16 protein-coding genes are annotated in these 19650 nt (G+C 51.6%); 13 read left to right on the forward strand and 3 right to left on the reverse strand.

Annotated features, from left to right (window positions below; translation table 11 throughout):
• Positions 1–133 precede the first annotated feature (133 nt).
• The 5 genes from P6574_RS06765 (at position 134) to P6574_RS06785 (ending at position 6132) form a co-directional block, all read left to right on the forward strand.
• Positions 134–1345 carry an LL-diaminopimelate aminotransferase gene (locus tag P6574_RS06765; protein WP_310619603.1) on the forward strand — a complete coding sequence of 404 codons (1212 nt, stop codon included), beginning with the start codon at positions 134–136 and terminating at the stop codon, positions 1343–1345.
• Between the two features lie 28 nt (positions 1346–1373).
• Entirely contained in the window at positions 1374–2699 is a 1326-nt protein-coding gene (locus tag P6574_RS06770; RefSeq protein ID WP_310619604.1) for a homoserine dehydrogenase, read from the forward strand.
• Positions 2700–2752: 53 nt separating this feature from the next.
• The gene (gene glpX / locus P6574_RS06775; RefSeq protein ID WP_310619605.1) at positions 2753–3739 is read left to right on the forward strand and encodes a class II fructose-bisphosphatase; all 987 of its coding nucleotides are present in this window, start codon (positions 2753–2755) and stop codon (positions 3737–3739) included.
• A 103-nt stretch (positions 3740–3842) separates the two neighbouring features.
• Entirely contained in the window at positions 3843–5663 is a 1821-nt protein-coding gene (recJ, locus tag P6574_RS06780; RefSeq protein WP_310619606.1) for a single-stranded-DNA-specific exonuclease RecJ, read from the forward strand.
• A 76-nt stretch (positions 5664–5739) separates the two neighbouring features.
• The gene (locus P6574_RS06785) at positions 5740–6132 is read left to right on the forward strand and encodes a DUF423 domain-containing protein (RefSeq protein WP_310619607.1); all 393 of its coding nucleotides are present in this window, start codon (positions 5740–5742) and stop codon (positions 6130–6132) included.
• Between the two features lie 388 nt (positions 6133–6520).
• On the opposite strand, the gene P6574_RS06790 is transcribed toward P6574_RS06785, so the two are convergent.
• Positions 6521–8566 carry a M3 family metallopeptidase gene (locus P6574_RS06790; RefSeq protein ID WP_310619608.1) on the reverse strand — a complete coding sequence of 682 codons (2046 nt, stop codon included), beginning with the start codon at positions 8564–8566 and terminating at the stop codon, positions 6521–6523.
• 254 nt (positions 8567–8820) lie between these two features.
• Positions 8821–9435 (reverse strand): CAP domain-containing protein, encoded by a 615-nt coding sequence (locus P6574_RS06795; protein WP_310619609.1) that lies wholly within the window; start codon positions 9433–9435, stop codon positions 8821–8823.
• 265 nt (positions 9436–9700) lie between these two features.
• Here P6574_RS06795 and P6574_RS06800 point away from each other — a divergent pair, with 265 nt between their 5' ends.
• From P6574_RS06800 to P6574_RS06835, 8 genes are all read left to right on the forward strand, one after another.
• Positions 9701–11437, forward strand: coding sequence for an ArnT family glycosyltransferase (locus tag P6574_RS06800; protein WP_310619610.1), 1737 nt, complete (start codon positions 9701–9703; stop codon positions 11435–11437).
• Positions 11430–12239: a phosphatase PAP2 family protein gene (locus P6574_RS06805; protein WP_310619611.1), complete on the forward strand. Its 810-nt coding sequence runs from the start codon at positions 11430–11432 to the stop codon at positions 12237–12239. The genes P6574_RS06800 and P6574_RS06805 overlap by 8 nt, the downstream gene beginning before the upstream one ends.
• 100 nt (positions 12240–12339) lie before the next feature.
• Positions 12340–13113 carry a glycosyltransferase family 2 protein gene (locus tag P6574_RS06810; RefSeq protein WP_310619612.1) on the forward strand — a complete coding sequence of 258 codons (774 nt, stop codon included), beginning with the start codon at positions 12340–12342 and terminating at the stop codon, positions 13111–13113.
• Positions 13110–13427 (forward strand): lipid-A-disaccharide synthase N-terminal domain-containing protein, encoded by a 318-nt coding sequence (locus P6574_RS06815; protein WP_310619613.1) that lies wholly within the window; start codon positions 13110–13112, stop codon positions 13425–13427. The genes P6574_RS06810 and P6574_RS06815 overlap by 4 nt, the downstream gene beginning before the upstream one ends.
• 551 nt (positions 13428–13978) lie before the next feature.
• Positions 13979–15001 carry an amino acid ABC transporter substrate-binding protein gene (locus P6574_RS06820; RefSeq protein ID WP_310619614.1) on the forward strand — a complete coding sequence of 341 codons (1023 nt, stop codon included), beginning with the start codon at positions 13979–13981 and terminating at the stop codon, positions 14999–15001.
• A 79-nt stretch (positions 15002–15080) separates the two neighbouring features.
• A complete protein-coding gene (locus P6574_RS06825; RefSeq protein WP_310619615.1) occupies positions 15081–16277 on the forward strand; it encodes an amino acid ABC transporter permease in 1197 nt (398 codons plus the stop codon).
• Between the two features lies 1 nt (position 16278).
• Entirely contained in the window at positions 16279–17406 is a 1128-nt protein-coding gene (locus P6574_RS06830) for an amino acid ABC transporter permease (protein WP_310619616.1), read from the forward strand.
• Positions 17407–17447: 41 nt separating this feature from the next.
• Positions 17448–18242: an amino acid ABC transporter ATP-binding protein gene (locus tag P6574_RS06835; protein ID WP_310619617.1), complete on the forward strand. Its 795-nt coding sequence runs from the start codon at positions 17448–17450 to the stop codon at positions 18240–18242.
• Positions 18243–18618: 376 nt separating this feature from the next.
• On the opposite strand, the gene P6574_RS06840 is transcribed toward P6574_RS06835, so the two are convergent.
• Positions 18619–19577 (reverse strand): IS630 family transposase gene (locus P6574_RS06840; RefSeq protein WP_310619020.1). Its coding sequence is split into 2 segments (ribosomal slippage): positions 18619–19233 and positions 19236–19577, totalling 957 coding nucleotides; the frame shifts between segments, so codons are not numbered across the junction.
• Between the last annotated feature and the right edge of the window lie 73 nt (positions 19578–19650).

A 19650-nucleotide genomic window follows, 5' to 3' on the forward strand; every position in this document is an offset into this window, starting at 1 on the left:
AAAAAATATCGTCAAATCCGCCCTCAACCCCATGCAAAAGCCTGTGGTTCCTGCTAAAACAGCCGCCCAAGGGGCAGACGCTGTAGTTGCCCCTAGAAAACATGAGTATTAATAAATAAGCGAGGCTTTTGGTATGGACGACTTTCACAAGACACGCAGGCTCCCGCCCTATGTCTTTGAACAGGTAAACCGTCTTAAGGCCAAAGCACGAGCGGCGGGCGCGGATATTATTGATTTGGGTATGGGCAACCCCGATCATCCTACACCGCAGCACATCGTTGATAAGCTGGTTGAGACTGTTCAAAATCCCCGCACCCACCGGTATTCCAGCTCCAAAGGTATTCCCGGTTTGCGCCGTGCGCAGGCAGCCTACTATGAGCGCCGCTTTGGCGTGAAACTGGACCCTGATACGCAGGTTGTGGCCACCCTTGGCTCCAAGGAAGGCTTTGCCAACATGGCGCAGGCCATTACGGCCCCCGGTGATGTGGTCTTGGTGCCAAATCCAAGTTACCCGATCCATGCCTTTGGCTTCCTTATGGCTGGTGGTTCTTTGCGCTCCATTCCGGCTCAGCCGGGGCCGGAGGTGTTTGAAGCGCTGGAGCGGGCTGTTGTACACTCCATTCCAAAGCCGATTGCCATTGTGCTTTGCTATCCGTCCAATCCGACGGGAGCTTGTGCGGATATTGAGTTCTACCGCGATATTGTGGCCTTTGCCCGTAAGCATGATATCTTCGTACTCTCCGATCTTGCTTATTCAGAAATCTATTTCGGTGAAACACCGCCACCATCCATTCTTCAGGTTCCTGGCGCAATGGATGTGGCCGTAGAGTTTACATCCTTGTCGAAAACCTTCTCCATGCCCGGCTGGCGCATGGGCTTTGCTGTTGGCAACGAGCGGTTGATTGCAGCGCTTGCCCGTGTAAAATCCTATCTGGACTACGGTGCTTTCACGCCTATTCAGGTAGCCGCCACCGCTGCGCTTAATGGACCGGAAGATTGCATTGAAGAAATGCGCACCATGTACCGCAAGCGCCGTGATGTTCTGGTTGAAGCCTTCACCCGCGCGGGTTGGCCAATTCCAGCTCCTGAGGCAAGCATGTTTGTGTGGGCACCAATTCCGGCGCGTTTTGAGCACCTTGGTTCCCTCGAATTCTCTAAGCTTCTCATTGAGCGGGCGGACGTTGCCGTGGCGCCAGGGGTTGGCTTTGGCGAGCACGGAGAAGGGTTTGTTCGCATTGGCTTGGTGGAAAACGAGCAACGTATCCGTCAGGCAGCAAGAGGCATTCGCAGGTTTTTTGATGAAACCGGTAGCAATTCAGAAGAGTTGAGCAACTCGGACGTTTAACGTGTAACCTCAGTGGTAAAAGAGTTTCATGAGTGAACTATTGAAAGTTGGTGTTGCAGGTCTGGGTACGGTTGGGACCTCGCTGCTGCGCATACTGGAACGTAAATCGAATATCCTTGCCCATCGTAGCGGCAAGGAGATCAAGGTTGTGGCGGTCTCCGCAAGAAGCCGGGACAAGGATCGTGGAGTAGACCTTTCTGGTGCTTTGTGGTTCGATGATCCGGTCGAAATGGCGCGCTCCCCCGAGATTGATGTGTTTATTGAGTTGATTGGCGGCGAGAACGGTTCGGCGGAAGCCAGCGTTCGCGCAGCTCTGGAAGCAGGCAAGCATGTGGTCACGGCCAATAAGGCACTGCTTGCAAAACACGCGGTTTCTTTGTCCGCACTGGCCGAGAGCCAAGGCGTGAGCCTGAACTACGAGGCAGCCGTTGCCGGTGGAATCCCGATTGTTAAAACCATGCGCGAGAGTTTGGCAGGTAACAGTGTGGACCGTGTTTACGGGATCATGAACGGAACCTGTAACTACATCCTTACCCGCATGGAAGGGGAAGGCCTTGCATTTGCCGAGTGTCTGGCTGATGCACAGCGTCTTGGTTATGCAGAAGCGGACCCGACGTTTGATATTGAAGGTTTCGATACTGCCCATAAACTCTCACTGCTGACCAGTTTGGCCTTTGGTTGCGAAGTGGACAGTGATGCCATCTATGTGGAAGGTATCACCTCCATTACGCCCGAAGACATTCAAGCGGCTGATGAGCTGGGGTACCGAATCAAACTGCTTGGTGTTGCACAGCGCACAGACAGCGGTATCGAGCAGCGGGTTCACCCGACAATGGTGCCCAAGTCTTCGGCGATTGCCCGTATTGACGGCGTCTTGAACGCAGTTGCCGTAGACGGGGATGCTGTGGGGGAAGTTATTCTTGTGGGTCCAGGTGCTGGCGGCGATGCGACTGCCTCTTCTGTTGTCTCGGATATTGCAGATATTGCACGTGGTGATGATCTGGCTGTCTTTGGTCAGAAAGCGGAAACACTTACCCCCTATAAAAAAGCCAGAATGCGCTCTCATGAAGGGGGCTACTACATTCGTCTACGTGTTGTGGATGAACCTGGCTCGTTTGCAACTATTGCGCGGTGTATGGCTGACAAAGGGATTTCTTTAGAATCTATCGTCCAAAAAAGCCGGGATGCCCACAGCAATGTGTCGGGAATGCACGATCCGGATGACCCGCAAACAGTCATTTTGATCACCTATGAAACATCGGAGATGATGGTCAGGGAAGCTCTGGAAGCGATTGCTTCCGAAAATGTTACTACCTGTATGGCGCAGGTTTTACGTATTGAGAAATTGAAATAAAATTTCTTTTCCTATATGGACAGGCCATCGAACACCTAGAGGTTTAAAAAGCTATGGCTGAGAGTCAAGGGAACGACGAAAACGTTCTGGACCGAATTCTTACACTTGAATTGGCACGCGTGACGGAACGTGCTGCTGTAGCCGCAGCACGTTTGCGTGGCCGTGGAGATGAAAAGGCAGCGGATCAGGTTGCCGTGGATGCCATGCGCCGCGAACTCAACCAGCTGCCTATTGATGGCACTGTGGTGATTGGAGAAGGGGAGCGCGATGAGGCTCCTATGCTCTATATCGGTGAGCAGGTGGGCACAAAGGCCGGCGCGAAGGTTGATATTGCTCTGGACCCGCTTGAGGGAACAACAATCTGTGCCAAGAATATGCCGAACTCCTTGGCGGTTATTGCCATGGCGACTGCTGGCGGGTTGCTGAACGCGCCTGACAGCTACATGGAAAAGATTGCGGTTGGACCGGGTTACCCTGAGGGTGTGATTGATCTGGACCGGCCTATCCTTGAGAATCTGAAGTCTGTTGCGCGAGCAAAAGGCGTTGAGGTTGAAGAGCTGACAGTGTGTGTGCTGGACCGGCCACGCCATGCCAAGCTGATTGACGATATTCGTGCATGTGGTGCGTCTATCTACCTGATCGGTGATGGCGATGTGGCTGGTATTATCCATACAACCGATACGGAGCAGACCGGTATTGACCTTTATGTGGGTATCGGCGGCGCGCCGGAAGGTGTTCTGGCTGCTGCGGCTCTGCGCTGTATTGGCGGGCAGATGCAAGGGCGTCTTGTGATAACCCGTGAAGAACAGGTGGAGCGTGCCAAGCGTATGGGCATCACTGACACAAACCGCAAGTTCTCTCTTGAGGAATTGGCGGGCGGGGATGTTTTATTTGCCGCAACCGGTGTGACTGATGGCAACTTCCTCAAAGGTGTAAAGTTCGCGTCTAGCGGTGTGAAAACACACACAGTGGTGATGCGCTCCACATCAGGCACAGTTCGTTATATCGAAGCCCGCCATGCTCATGCAGATAAATTCTAGGGTGACGTGAGACTTATTCCTCTTTGATGACAGCTGAAACGGGCGGGTGTAGTACACACTCGCCCCTTTGCTTTTTGAGACAGCCTTTCTAGCAGTGACAGTGATGATGACAAGTTTGGATAAAACCAGCCGACGAACAGTTCTGGGCGTGAGAAAATCCGCCAACGGCAAGGAATGGCGCGAACGGCTTAATGAAGTTGGAGCCGCACAGGCCCTCGCGGTTTCTCAGCGTACAGAAATCTCCGAGGTTGTTGGGCGGGTCCTTATTGGCCGGGATGTGAGCTTGGAAGACGCGGATCAGTTTCTTGATCCCACGTTGAAATCACTGATGCCGGACCCTTCCTCTTTGGTGGATATGGACCGGGCGGCCATTAAACTTGCCGAGGCGATCGAGCAGGGCACTTCCCTTGCCATTTTTGGCGACTATGATGTGGACGGGGCAACCTCCTCCGCCCTTCTTTGCCGCTATCTGCGTGCACTAGGGCTTTCTCCTGATGTCTATATCCCTGATCGAATCATTGACGGGTATGGGCCAAACCCCACGGCACTGGAACAGCTTTATCAAGGAGGCGCACGCCTTCTGGTGACCGTTGATTGTGGCTCGACATCTTTCGAGGCATTTGAGGCGGCGCACAAGTTGGGGCTAGAGGTAGTTGTTCTTGATCACCATCAGGTGGGAGAGGAACTGCCAAATGTTCATGCTCTGGTGAACCCAAACCGACAGGATGATTTGTCGGGGCAGGGGCATCTGGCGGCTGTCGGCGTGACTTTCCTGTTTCTGGTGGCCTTGAATCGGGAGCTGCGAAAGCGCGGAGTAGTTGGCGCGGACAAATTGCCGAACCTCATGGACCTTCTGGATCTGGTGGCATTGGGCACTGTGTGTGATGTGGTGCCGCTTAAAGGGTTAAACCGCGCCTATGTGGTCAAGGGGCTGCAGGTGATGGCAAAGCGGCAAAACGTGGGACTGTGCGCTTTGGTGGATGTGGCCCGTGTCTCCGGCCCGCCAACTCCATATCATCTGGGCTTTATGCTGGGCCCGCGCATTAACGCAGGTGGACGTATTGGGGATTCAGCTTTGGGAGCAAAGCTATTGACCTGTGATAATCGCGGGGAAGCGGAACAAATTGCTGCAACGCTTGAGCGTCTCAATCAAGAACGGCAGGCGCTGGAAGCGGTTATGCTGGAAGAGGGGGAAGGGCAGGCCTTCCAAAAAACCGAAGGCGGCGATGTATCGGTTCTGTTTACCGGCTCGGACGGCTGGCACTCGGGTATTGTGGGGCTCATTGCCTCGCGGCTCAAGGAACGCTACCGCCGCCCTGCCTTTGCCATTGCCTTTAATGAGCAAGGCATGGGAACGGGCTCTGGACGCTCCGTGAACGGCGTTGACTTGGGGGCGGCGGTTCGAGCTGCCGTTGAGGCTGGCCTTGCGGAAAAAGGCGGTGGGCATGCCATGGCCGCAGGGCTAACAGTGGCCAAGGACAAACTTGCCGAACTGGAAGTGTTTATGAATGAGCGCTTGGGGGGCGATGTTGCCGTGGCTATGCGGGATCAGGAATTGACCATTGATGGAGTGGTGAGTGTGGGCGGCGCGAGCCTTGAGCTGTTGGAGGAGTTGACGCAAGCTGGCCCCTATGGCTCGGCCCATCCCGAACCGGTGTTTGCCATTCCCGCCGCGCGGATCAAGTTTGCCGATGTGGTGGGTAAGGGGCATGTGCGGGTGACACTGGGGGGGAATGATGGTTCCCAGCTCAAAGCCATTGCCTTCAAAGCAGAAGACCAACCCCTTGGAAAGGCACTGCTGGAGGGGCGCGGCAGGCTGCTACACGTTGCCGGAAACCTCTCCATTGATACCTGGCAGGGGCGTCCAAAAGTGCAAATGCGCATTATGGATGTTGCTGATCCGGCGACCTCCCAATATCCATAGGTTTGTTTTATCTAGGAAACCATAGAGAGTTTAACGATAGGTGCGGGGTGAGCCGCAAGTATGATGAGAGGGTCCTGTGACAAATGAGGTGAGCTATTCCACTGCTGGTTTGAGAGCAGGTTTGATTTTGGGCGGCTTTTGCGGCGTTACAGCCATCATCACCGCAGCTGCTGCGTCCCATATGACAACTAATCCCTTTCTTGGCATTATCAGCAGCCTGACCATGATGCATGCGGCCGCCTTTGTGGCGCTCGGCCTTGCCTATGACAAAACGGGGTCGAAACTGGTGGCATTCGGAATGATTCTGATTTTTGCCGGTTTGAGTTTGTTTTGTGGTGACTTGGGCTTGCGCATGTTTGTTGGAACCAAACTTTTTGACAAAGCCGCACCCACAGGTGGTTTCCTTATGATTTTGGGATGGCTGAACGTACTGCTTGCTGGCCTGTTCGGTTTTTATAAAAGGGCTTGAACTGAAAGAAAGTAAGGCGGCCTTGGGCAGGTGGTTGTACCAGTCAGCAATAATAGGAACCTATAGGGCTCCTTCTGGATCCCGGCTTGTTGGCCGGGATGATGTCGTAAAAAGACAAGGATGTCACCCCGGACTTGATCCGGGGCTGGAGACTCACGAGCGAAGTGCAACGGTTGGATTCGTTAGCCCGTGTTTACTCTAAGCTAGACGTTGATCAAAACAGCAAGAGTGACCGGTATTTAGGGTGGATTGACTTAAACAAAAAAAGAGCAGGACAAGTCCTGCTCATTAAAGTTTGGTGCATCAGTGGGGTACAAGTAATATTTGTACCCCGCATCCTCATTTAAATATAATGTTCTTGTGCGGGGCTGACGCAGTAAGTCCGGCGCTATATGAGCCCTCGGCCTTTCAAAAGCGGTTCGATGCTTGGCATCTTACCCCTAAAATCAGTATAGGCTTTTGCGGGGTCCTGTGTGCCACCGGCTGAGTAGATGAACTCCTTCAGTCTGTGTGCGGTTTCTCGATCAAAGGGATCGCCCGTCTCCTTGAAAGCCTCAAACGCATCAGCGTCCATCACCTCCGACCACATGTAGCTGTAGTATCCGGCTGAGTAGCCATCTCCAGCAAATGCGTGGGCAAGGTGCGGCGTACGGTGGCGCATGATGATTTGCGCGGGCATGCCGATTTCATCAAGAGTTTTCTTCTCAAACGCCAGCGGATCCAGATCATCCACCTGATCGGCACTGTGCAGCGCCATATCAACAATGGCGGTGGACAGGTATTCAACCGTTGCAAAGCCTTGATTGAAGTTGGAAGCAGCCAGCAGGCGGTTCAGAAGGTCCTGCGGAATTACCTCTCCCGTTTCATAGTGGCGGGCATACTCTTTTAGAATTTGCGGCTCGGAAAGCCAGTGCTCATAGAGCTGTGAGGGAAGCTCTACAAAATCGCGGGCAACACTCGTGCCGGATATGACGGGATAGGTGACATTGGACAAAAGACCGTGCAGGCCATGACCAAACTCGTGGAACAAGGTGCGGGCATCATCAAATGTGAGCAGTGTTGGCTGACCTTCCGGCGCTTTGGAGAAGTTCATCACATTGATGATAACGGGAGAAACATTCCCGTTCAGCTTATGTTGCTCCCTGAAAGCGCTCATCCATGCGCCGGAGCGTTTGGATGTGCGGGCAAAATAATCGGCGATGAAGATACCAACATGTTTGCCATCGGGTCCCAGAACTTCAAATGCACGGGCATCTGGATGGTAAAGCTCCAGAGTGTTCAATGGCTTGAAGGAGAGGCCGAACAGTTTGCTAGCCGTGTGGAATGAGGCTTCAATCATCCGTTCCAGCTGGAAGTAGGGCTTTACTTCCGCTTCATCCAGATCATGCTGGCTTTTGCGCACTTTCTCACTGTAATAACGCCAGTCCCACGGGGCGATTTGTATATTATCACCAAGGGACTGGGCCATTTCCTGAAGGTCGGCGGCTTCTGCTGCTGCCTTTGTCTTGGCTGGGGCCCATACTTTCATAAGCAGGTCGTTGACCGCCCGTGGGGTTTTGGCCATGGTGTCGTCGGTCTTGAACGCGGCAAAGCTGTCAAAGCCCAGAAGGGCGGCACGTTCTTTGCGAAGGGCAACAGTTTCCTTGACGATGCCTGTGTTATCAGTCTCGCCTTTGTTTTCACCGCGCTTAGCCCAAGCGGTGAACGCTTCCTCGCGCAGGTCCCTGCGTGTGGAGAATTGCAAGAACGGCTCGATTGAAGAGCGGGACAAGGTAATTACGTACTTGTCTTCCAGCCCGCGCTCTGCAGCTGCTTCGCGAGCAGCGCTGACGAGAAACTCCGGCAGGCCAGCCAGATCGTCCCCCTCACTGAGTACCAGCTTGTAAGAGGCTTCATCGGCCAAAACGTTTTGTGAAAACTGGGTACCAAGAGTGGCAAGCCGTTTGGTAATCTCGGCCATGCGCACTTTCGCGTTTTTATCAAGGCCAGCACCGGCGCGCATAAAGCGGGTGTGGTAGCGCTCCAGAACACGGGCCTGTTCTGGTGTCAGGCCAAGCTCGGCCTCACGGGCTTTCAAGGCGTCAACGCGCTCAAACAGCTTTGGGTCCAGCATCAGGCCGGAATAATGCTCCGCAAGCTTGGGAGCAATGATCCGTTCAGCTTCTTGCAGTGTGTCATTCGTGTGGGCGCTGGACAGGTTGTAGAACACGCTTGAGACTTGTTTGAGCATTTTGCCGCTCTGCTCAAGGGCTTCGATTGTATTTTCAAATGTCGGAGAAAGCGGGTTGCCTGCAATTTTTTGGGCATCCGCCTTTGCCTCAGCTATGGCATGCTCGAATGCAGGCACAAACTCTTCCGCTTTGATTGCTGAAAACGGCGGAATTCCAAATGGAGTTTCCCACTCTTGCAACAATGCCGATTGAATCGCATCCATAACTCTCGTCTCTCCTGATAGGTGCAGTCCTACCAACAATATGGTGGGAAGTTGGAGAGCGTAAAGAGGTGAGGTGGGGGATTGTGATAGATTCCCCTGAGATTACAGAGGTTACTGCATAATCTTAGGGGCAGGGACCGGAAAAGGCCGGTTAAAGCACTGAGGCGTTTAATTGAAACAACTCACTGCTTTAACATATTGTTTAGGCGCGTATCTTTAACCAAAAACCGGTATTCATTTTTCGGCGATGTGCTTTAAGGCGTGATGGAGACGGTAGTTTGGCCTGTGCGCATTGGCAGCATGGGGCCGCGGGTTGTATTTGTGGCTGTCTTTGGGGCCGCCAGCGTCATTACCCAGAAATTCCGGTAGGTTCCATCTGTCCGGTTGGTGCGGGCAACACCCATGTGGGTGACATTGGAGTTGAGCAGGTTCTTGTTGTGGTCCTTGGACGTTTTCCAGCCCACCATGACCGCGTTGATATCCGCGTAACCCGCCCCCAGATTTTCCGCACCTGCATAGGACCTGTATCCACCCTTTGCCGTGCGGCGTTGCAGGCTACCCGCTGAATGTCTGGATGTGCCAAGAGAATCTTTTGCCGCGATATGGTTTGCCATATCTTGAGAAACCTCGTTCAAATGCGGGTCCAGCTTGAGTGCAGGCAGGCCATGCTTGGCGCGCCATTCATTGGTCTGGCGCAGAACCTCCTGCCGGTTGATGCTGATTTCGCTCAGGTCCGCCTTTGTCCTTGCTCCGCTCAGACCGGCGCAGCCCGCCAGCAGCAATAGGCAGGTGATGAAAGATGCAACAGGCATGAGCTTGCCGAGCAAATGGACAGACCGTGATTCAGGTCTGTGCAATGAGAGTGTCATTCTGTTCCCCAAAGAAAGCTGAAGAGCTTTGCAGCAAATTTATGTTTCAAGAGCTGGAGCCTCTTCTTTATCAGGAAAATGGAGAAAACATGGAGCAAAACGATTTGGTGTAATGAAAAGACACTTATCCCTGTTTTTCAGCGGAAAGAATGAAGTAGCCAAAACTACAGGTTTTACAGCCTAGGTCTTTTCCAGCGACTATCGCGTGAGATCAAACGTGAAAGTCCACTTGCTATGGGTGGGTGAATTCTAAGGATTTGTGTGGGTGAAGGACGGGGCAACGGTGGAGAAGAGCCATGTGGACGCGCCGCAAGAGGGGGAAGTGCGCCTTCCGCTCTGGTTGCGACTGACGGGCCTTCCTATTGTGGCACCGGCTCTGCTCATAATTCTATGTGCTCTGTTATATGTACCCGGCCTTGCCAGTGTTCCGCCGCTAGACCGGGACGAGCCGCGGTTTGCACAGGCAACAAAGCAAATGCTGCAAAGCGGTGATTACGTAAATATCCGTTTTCAGGAACAGGGCCGCTACAAGAAGCCCATTGGCATCTACTGGCTGCAGGCGGCAGCTGCAAAACTGACTGGATATGGAGAAAATGCTCCGATCTGGGTGTATCGCTTGCCCTCAGTTCTGGGGGCGTCCCTTGCTGTTTTGCTCGTTTATTGGGCAGCCCTTGCTTTTGCAGATCGGCGAGGGGCTTTTCTCTCCGGCCTATTGGTGGCAACAAGCTTTATTGTGATTGCAGAAGCCCATCTGGCAAAAGCGGATGCGGCGCTTCTGGCATGTATCGTTCTAGCTCAAGGAGCGCTGGCACGTGTGTGGAAACGCGCAGTTCCTAAAGTCAACTGGTGGCTTGCCTTTTTGTTCTGGACGGCGATGGGGGCGGGCGTGCTGCTGAAGGGGCCGATCATTTTAATGGTGTGCGGCCTGACCATCGCGGCCTTGTGCCTGTGGCAAAGAAAGGGGGCGTGGGTGCGGGGGCTGGCTCCCGTTATCGGTTTGATTTACCTGTGCTTGCTGGTGCTGCCCTGGGTCGTTGCAATCGAGATCGCTTCTGAAGGGGCTTTCTTGCGCAAAGCGCTCGGCGGTGATTTTCTTGCAAAAATCGGAGAAGGGAAAGAAGCCCATGGCGCCCCACCGCTGACCCACCTTCTCGCGGGCTTTGCAACATTCTGGCCGCTGAGTGTGTTCATTGTTTATGCGGTGCCCCGCCTATGGAGCTCAAGGGGACAGGAGGTTGTCTCCTTTATGCTTTGCTGGCTGGTGCCTTCGTGGATTGTGTTTGAGCTGGTGTCCACCAAGCTGCCCCATTACACAATGCCCATGCTTCCTGCATTGGCAATTGCCGTTGCCTATTGTCTGGTTGGCAGCCCCCAAGGAAAAACGAACAGTTTTTTTCGCGGGACCTCCGTAATCCTTTGTGCCATGATCCCTTTGCTTCTGGCTCTGTTTGTTGTCATTGGGCCGGTATACCTTGAGATCTGGCCCTCTCCCCCAGGTGTAGTTCTTGTGGTCTGCGGTGCTTTTCTGGCCTTTCTGGCAACCCAGCATCTGCGCCAGTCCCAGCCGTTAAAAGCTATACCAGCTCTTGTTGTGGCAATGGCGGCGATCAATTTTGGTTTCTGGTTTTATAGCGCCCCTGCTTTAACACCTCTGTGGGTTTCTCCGGCCATAGCCAAGGTTGTAAAAGACTTGCCACACTGCGAGGAAACACAGGTGTTTACTGTTGGTTATAACGAGCCGAGTTTGGTTTTCCTCAATACACTCTCTACCCAGAACGGCAACGCCCAGCAGGCTGCCGCATTCCTGCGCCCTGTATCCGGGGCGACAGATGTCAATGCTGAGCGTTTATGCCGGGTGGCCATTGTCGAAAAGCGGTATCAGCAGGCATTTATGGAAGCTGCAAAGGCTCAAAATATCACGGTAAAGCAGTTGGGGGAAGTGTCAGGATTGAAACTGAACGGCGGAAACAAAGTGACCTTGGGGGCTTTTGAGGGTGGATAGAACTGGCACCAACACTTATACCTCCGGTAAAGGCACAAGAGGTGACCCAAAACGAATTTTTCGGGTTTTTCTGGCGAATTTTTCCGCAAGGGAGTTCCGGCAAAACTTGAGGGGGCTTCCAGCGCTTATCAAGCGTCGCATGACCCGCTTGCGCACGTTCCATATGGTGGGAGTGCCTATGCTTATCTTCTGCGTTCTTATGGTGTCTATCACTGTTTTGGTGCTGGCAGCGCTGGATGACTGGGCACGGCGAACGCTTTTGCAGATGCCCCATGAGTTCAAAGAGAGTTTCAGGCTTGTGACGGACTTGGGAAAATCAGACTGGATGCTGGTTGGCTCCGGCGGGCTGTTTCTTCTCATGCTCTCAATTAAGGTGCAGGGGCTGGGCGTACATGCGCGCATATTGCAATATAAGCTGGCTGTATATGGCGCCTTAATTTTCTTGTCCGTTGCCTCCAGTGGGTTGATCGCACTTATTATAAAATGGAGCCTTGGCCGAGCTAGACCAGCTCTTTATGAAGTCGTTGGTCCCTACAAGCTTGAGTTGTTTGCATGGAAGATTATGTATACAAGCTTCCCCAGCGGTCATGCCACATCTTTGGGTGCTCTTTCCGTTGCTCTTGGGCTTTTGTTTCCCCGTTATCGGGTGCCGCTGTTTCTTGTCGGAGGCAGTCTGGCTATGACCCGTGTTATTATCAGCGCACATTATCCTAGTGATGTTTTTGCCGGATTTATGCTGGGCGCTCTCTCATCGTTCGTGTTCTGGTACTGGATGGTTCGCCTGCGCTTTCTCAAGCCGTAGTCGTCGCCATATAAGCGTAAGATTCCGAGAAAATGAAATAAATACAAATTGTTAAAGATATTTTTTACGTAGTGAATTAATGACTTAGTGGATATTGTAAATGATTACAGCCCCAGATTCCGGTCGACCATCAATCAGTGTTGTAGTTCCTGCAAGGAATGAAAGTGAAAACCTCCCCCGTCTCCTCGGGGAAATTGGGGAGGCTCTGGAGAGCAGGAGCTTCGAGATTATTGTGGTTGATGATGGCTCGGATGATGATACGGAAAATACACTCAGATCCTACGCGTACTCACATGGGTATCTTAGAGTTATTCACCATCATAATTCATGCGGGCAGAGTTGTTCGGTTCGCAGCGGGCTTCTCCACGCAAGGGGTGAGTTTATTGTAACTATTGACGGGGATGGGCAAAATGACCCAGCTTATATTCCGGCCCTCATTGGTGCATTGGAAGGGGCTGCACCTGCTGTTGCATTGGCTGCGGGGCAACGGGTGGGGCGGCAGGCCAGCCTTTATAAAAGATATGCTTCAAAAGCCGCTAACGCTATTCGGGGGGCTCTCTTAAAGGACCGTACGCGCGATAGCGGCTGTGGGTTGAAGGTAATTCGTCGTGATGTTTTTTTGAAGTTGCCATACTTTGACAGCTGGCACCGCTTTATTCCTGCACTGGTGCTGCGTGAGGGCTATGAAATCACCCATGTTGATGTGGTGGATCGACAACGACAATTCGGGCGCTCGAACTACGGTATTTTTGACCGGGCTCTCATTGGCGCCCTTGATTTGTTCGGGGTTTGGTGGCTGCGCCGGCGGCGGGAAAAAATCCCCAAACTGGACGAGCTTGAATTAAGGCCGCAAAAGGAGCTCGAGCTGTCATGATCCATCAGCTTTTGAGCTGGCTTCACACCGTTTTTGTGCAGCAGCTGGACCTCTGGGTTATTCTGGGCATGATTGCGCAGGCCTTGTTTATGATGAGGTTTGTGATCCAGTGGATTGCGTCTGAGCGGGTCGGAAAGTCAATTGTGCCGGTTGCATTCTGGTTTTTTTCCATCGGCGGAAGCAGTCTATTGCTCACATATTCCATTGTCCGACAGGATCCGGTTTTCATTGCAGGACAATCTCTGGGTATAGTTATTTATTTCCGCAACCTATGGCTCATATACAAAGAGAAGCGTTCTGACCCCAGTTTTTAAGAAAAAGTTGGTCGTGAGGAGTTATTTTTCAAAAAAAAAATCCGCCGAGGATGCGGACTCTTGAAACACCTAATCGAGCCTTTATGACGGAAAATTTAAGGTTTGTTGCGTAAAAATTTAAGGAAAAGACAAAAAACTCCGTCTATTTACCTAATTAAAGAACTTCATTACGCAAAAACTATTAAAATTTAAAATATGGTGGTCTAGGCTTGTTCTTCTTCTCTATTTAAGAAGTATGATGTATATTTTTAATTTAGTTTATGAATGCGCTGCACAATACATGGTCAAACTTCAGTTTGTTTTGATGCAACCTACCTAATAATTCATCAGTTCACAAAATATTCCTCACCTAACGGCAGAAATACAAAATTCTATTTCAAATACCCCTTGACCAAAGCCAAGGAATAGTTTGGAATGCTTCCATGAGAGGCAGTAGGGCCGTGGGGGGTCCGGGAGAGTAATCACAAAGTTTAAGACGTGTGCTTAACAGTGTGTCTTCGGCTGCATTCATGAAAAATAAATAATTGGACAACAGGAGAGGCTCCAATTCAATGAAACGCAATTTCCTTCCAGTCGCTTTGGGCGCAGCTCTTGGCTTGGCTGCAGCAAGTGCCGCATCCGCCACAACTCTTGAAGACATTCAGGCCCGCGGTAAGCTGAACTGCGGTGTGAATACCGGTCTTGCTGGCTTCTTGTATGTGGACGATAGCGGTGAGCGTCAGGGCTTTGATGCAGCTTATTGCCGTGCATTGGCCGCTGCAGTGCTGGGCGATGCCAACGCTGTTGAGTTCACTCCACTGACCAGTAAGAACCGCTTTTCCGCGCTTGCTTCTGGTGAAATCGACGTTCTGTCCCGCAACACTACTTGGACATTCCAGCGTGATGCGGACCTGAAGAACACTTTCATCGGCGTTAGCTACTACGACGGTCAGGGCTTCCTTGTCCCTAAATCCCTTGGTGTTGAATCCGCTCTTGAGCTGGACGGTGCAACCATCTGTATCCAGACAGGTACAACAACCGAGCTGAACGTTGCCGAGTTCTTTGAGAGCAACGACATCAACTTCGAGCCACTGCCGATTGAAACATTCACAGAAGCCCAGCAGAACTACCTTGCCGGCGCATGTGATGTGTACACAACAGATGCTTCTGGTCTGGCCGCAACACGCGCCACATTTGAAAACCCGGAAGAGCACCTTGTTCTGCCTGAAATCATTTCCAAAGAGCCTCTTGGTCCCCTCGTACGTCAAGGTGACGAACAGTGGGCGGACATTGCACGCTGGACTTTGAATGCACTGATCATTGCTGAAGAAAAAGGCATCACCAAAGAAAACGCTGCAGAAGTTGCTCAGTCCTCCAAGGATCCTGAAGTGAAGCGTCTGCTGGGCACTGACGGTGACTACGGTGCAATGGTTGGCCTTAACAACGACTTTGCCCTGAAAGCTATTCAGGCAGGTGGTAACTATGGCGAAATCTTCGAGCAGTATCTGGGTGAAAACACAGCTCTGGGTCTGGCTCGCGGCCTGAACGCCCAGTGGAAAGATGGCGGCCTGATCTTCGCGCCTCCTTTCCGTTAATTTTTACAAGCCTTAGGCGCTGGCGTCAAAAGCCAGCGCCTTTTTAATAAAATATAAAAAAATATAGAGCGGGCAGTAAATGAGCGTAGCAACGATCCGAAACGAGGAGAGGTTTCGGCTGGGGATGCTTTGGACAGATTCCCGGTATCGATCCTACACAATACAAACAATCGCAGTTATCGTCGTAATGTTGTTTGGGACGTTCCTCATCAACAACGTTATTGAAAACCTTGCCGCAATGGGGAAGACTTTTGACTTCAGCTTCCTCTTCAATAAAGCTGGTTATAGGATCAATCAGAGCCTAATTGACTACAGTACTCAGTCACCACACTGGAAGGCGGCTCTCGTTGGTATTTTAAATACCCTTCTTGTGGCGTTTCTTGGGTGTATCGCAGCAACCATCATCGGAGTTGTTGCAGGTGTACTGCGCCTTTCAAAAAACTGGGTCATTTCCAAATTGATGACCGTTTACATTGAAGGCGTGCGCAACGTTCCTGTCTTGCTGCAGATCTACCTTTGGTATGCAGTGTTTATCGAACTCCTACCGTCTCCAAAACAGGCGGAACCGATGTTTGGAGGGTACTTTGTTGCCACCAACCGCGCATTCTATTTCCCTTCCTTAACGATGGAAAATGGTGCCGGTGTTGTTCTTGCAGTTCTCGCCGCGTCTATTGTCGGCATCTTCTTCTTCCGTCGCTGGGAAAAAGCCAGACAGGAAGCAACAGGTCAGGCCTTACCCGTATTGTGGATCTGTCTGGGAATCCTTGTTGTACCAGCAACACTTGCGTTCTTTGCTATGGGATCACCGTTTGGCGTTGATGTACCAGAACTGAAGGGCTTTAACTACAAAGGCGGAATACAAGCGTATAACTCTCTTATTGCTTTGTGGTTGGCTCTCTCCATGTACACAGGTGCCTTCATCGCTGAGATCGTTCGCGCTGGTATTCAGGCTATCAGTAAAGGACAGTCAGAAGCCGCACACGCACTTGGTTTGCGCCCTGGCCGTACTATGCGGCTGGTTATTCTTCCACAGGCATTGCGTATCATCATTCCCCCGATGATCAGTAATTATCTGAACCTTACTAAAAACTCCTCACTTGCCATTGCTGTTGGGTACATGGATGTCACTGGAACTCTGGGAGGCATTACGCTGAACCAGACAGGGCGCGAAATGGAAGCCATGCTTCTACTCATGGCGTTCTATCTTGTTGTGTCATTGCTGATTTCATTTGTGATGAACATGTACAACGAAACAGTAAAGTTAAGGGAGCGATAGGATGCCAATAAATACTTCTACTATCGCCCAAGTTGCGAGTGACTTTAAAAAACCAAAGCCTGCTCCTGTCAGCACAACAGGGGCACTGGGGTGGTCACGAGAAAACCTGTTTTCTTCACCCCTCAATACGGTTCTTACGCTGCTGACAATAATCTTTGTTGCGTGGACTTTGCCCGGAATTATTGATTGGGCAGTGCTTAAGTCTGTTGTCAATGCCAACTCCTTGAAAGAGTGCCGTGCTATTTCTGCTGAGGGTGCGTGCTGGGCTGTGATTGACAAGCGCTTAAGTCAGTTTGTCTATGGATACTATCCTGAGGCTCTGCGCTGGCGTCCTAACCTTGCATTTGTGCTGCTGTTCGTGGCAATGGCACCGGTGCTGTTCGAGAAACTGCCGCTGCGCCGTTATCTCCTTATCTTTACTGCCTTTTACCCGATTGTTGCCTACTTCCTTTTGTGGGGTGGCCTTGGGCTGGAGCACGTGGAATCTTCCAAGTTCGGCGGTTTCCTGCTCTCCATCATCATCGGTGTAACGGGTATTTCCTTTAGTTTGCCGCTTGGCATTCTTCTGGCGCTTGGCCGCGTTTCCAACCTGCCTCTGCTTAAGGGGATCTGCGTGGGCTTCATCGAGTTCATTCGCGGTGTACCCTTGATTACGTTGTTGTTTGTGGCATCCATGCTGCTCAACTACTTCCTGCCAAAGGGAACCACATTCGACATTATCTTGCGTGTTGTGATCATGGTGACCCTGTTTGCCTCTGCGTATATGGCAGAAGTGATCCGCGGTGGTCTTGCGGCTCTGCCAAAAGGGCAATATGAAGCTGCTGATGCACTTGGCTTGACATACTGGCAGAGCATGCGGTTGATCATTCTGCCTCAGGCATTGAAAATTTCGATTCCCGGCATCGTGAATACATTCATCGGTCTGTTCAAGGACACGACCTTGGTTGCTATTATCGGGCTGGAAGATCCATTGGGAATTATCAATCCTATTCGGGCGGATTCTAACTGGAACGGTATTGTGGTGGAACTCTACGCGTTTGTCGCTGTGTTCTTCTTTATCGCTTGCTTCTCCATGTCCCGTTACTCCATGTATCTGGAACGGAAGCTGAATACCGGACACCGCAACTAAACGCCGGCCCTTGATCAAAAGATAAGAATTTGGAGAATACTATGAGTGATCTTGATTTAGCAGTAGAGGCAGACCGCTCTAAAATGCAGATTTCCGACACGGATGTTGCAATTGAACTGAAGGACATGAACAAGTGGTACGGTGACTTCCACGTGCTGCGCGATGTGAATTTGAAGGTTATGCGCGGTGAGCGGATTGTTATCTGTGGCCCGTCCGGTTCGGGTAAGTCTACTATGATCCGCTGTATCAACCGCCTTGAAGAACACCAGGCCGGTAAGATCATCGTTGATGGAACGGAACTGACATCTGATCTGAAAAAGATTGATGAAATCCGCCGGGAAGTGGGCATGTGCTTTCAGCACTTCAACCTGTTCCCGCACCTGACCATTTTGGAAAACTGTACACTGGCCCCAATCTGGGTCCGCAAAATGCCGAAAAAGCAAGCGGAAGAGATTGCCATGCACTATCTTGAGCGGGTGAAAATTCCGGATCAGGCCAACAAGTATCCAGGTCAGCTTTCCGGTGGTCAGCAGCAGCGTGTGGCTATTGCTCGCTCCTTGTGCATGAACCCGAAGATCATGTTGTTTGATGAGCCAACATCTGCCCTTGATCCTGAAATGATCAAGGAAGTTCTGGATGTGATGGTTGGTCTTGCTGAAGAAGGCATGACCATGCTTTGCGTAACCCACGAAATGGGCTTTGCTCGTAAAGTTGCAAACCGAGTGATCTTTATGGATCAGGGCCAGATTGTTGAACAGAACGAGCCGGAAGCATTCTTTAACAATCCGCAGCACGAGAGAACGCAACTGTTCCTCTCTCAAATCCTGCACCACTAAGACACCGCGGGTGTCAACCAGTTGTTTCAGGCCCGCTTTCGAGCGGGCCTTTTTATATGTTTTACAAAGCCGTGTCTTTCTTCAAAAGGTATGTGCGTAAGTACGAGCTGGCCTTTTCGACTTCACGGTTTTTGCGTTCAGGTATTTACAATACTGAGTGAGGTAACGTGGTCTTTCGGCTCTACTCAAAAGGCTTATATACAGAGCTACTTAGAAAGGGGTGTTTCAGGTACTAAACCCTTTCCAGTGCGACTGCGATCCCTTGTCCAACTCAAATGCACATGGTGGCGAGAGCTAAGTTTTGGTCTTTCAAAACTAACTCCAGTGCGGCTGTTCCTAGTATTCGCGCACCAGACATACCTATAGTCTTGAGCCTTTATACTGAAACATATCCAGCTGCCTTGAAGTAATTCCAACACTCTTGGGGTGTGAACAGATCGCATATGTCACCCAGAGCCTTTATCAAGGTCTCAAAGGTTCTGGCTTTCATTCTGCGTAGGTGTGCTTTGAGCTTGGAAAACGCCATTTCGATAGGATTGAGATCAGGAGAATAGGGCGGCAGAAAAAGGAACCAACACCCGCTTTGTCTGAGGGCCCTTGCGGCTTCTGGAACTTTGTGTGTGGACAGGTTATCCAGAATGACCACCGTTTTAGGGTGCAAGCATGGAGCCAGTTGTGTCGTGATATAAGTGGTGAATGCCTTGCCATTCATGGCCCCGTCCAGAACCCAGGGCGCAATGAGTCCCTCGTGGGTCAAACCGGCGATAAAGGTCTGGTTCTGCCAGCGTCCAAACGGCGCTGTGTCAAGGGCTCGTTCCCCTTTAAAGGCTCGGCCTCGCAGCCGGGTTAAATTCGTTTTAACACTGGTTTCATCGAGAAACACCAGTCTCTCAGGCAGATCACGCATTATAGGCTGACGGGTGTGGCGCCATTCATCTCTGGCATTTTGTACATGGAGTTTGCCACGCTCGGTTGCCACCAACGATTTTTTTTATAGGTGTAGCCAAGACGGCGCAAAGCCTTGGAGACGGAAGTATGGTGAACCCTCACTCCCTCAGCCATGAAAAGTGCATCACATAACTCCATCAACGTGATATCTCCGTCTTGATTGACCAGCTCGCGCAAGAAGGAGAGGTAGGGCTCCAATTTTCCGCCTCCCTTTGGGCGCCCTGTCCTGACCGGGATTAAACTCTGCCCCTCCCGAACTTTACGGGCCAAGCGAGATCCTGATGCTGGAGAGATCAGCAGGCGGCGTGCTGCTTCACGCCCGCTCATCCCGGATAAAATGAGCCTTTTAAAGCGAAGGCGTAAATCAAGTGAAAGTGGCCGGCCCATGTGATCTCCTCCCTAAAAGGAGTGAATCACAAATCAACCTGATTGGGAATCCCCAATCGATTCAGCGTTGCGC

The sequence above is a fragment of the Pseudovibrio sp. M1P-2-3 genome (assembly GCF_031501865.1).
GTDB classification, from domain to species: Bacteria; Pseudomonadota; Alphaproteobacteria; order Rhizobiales; family Stappiaceae; genus Pseudovibrio; species Pseudovibrio corallicola.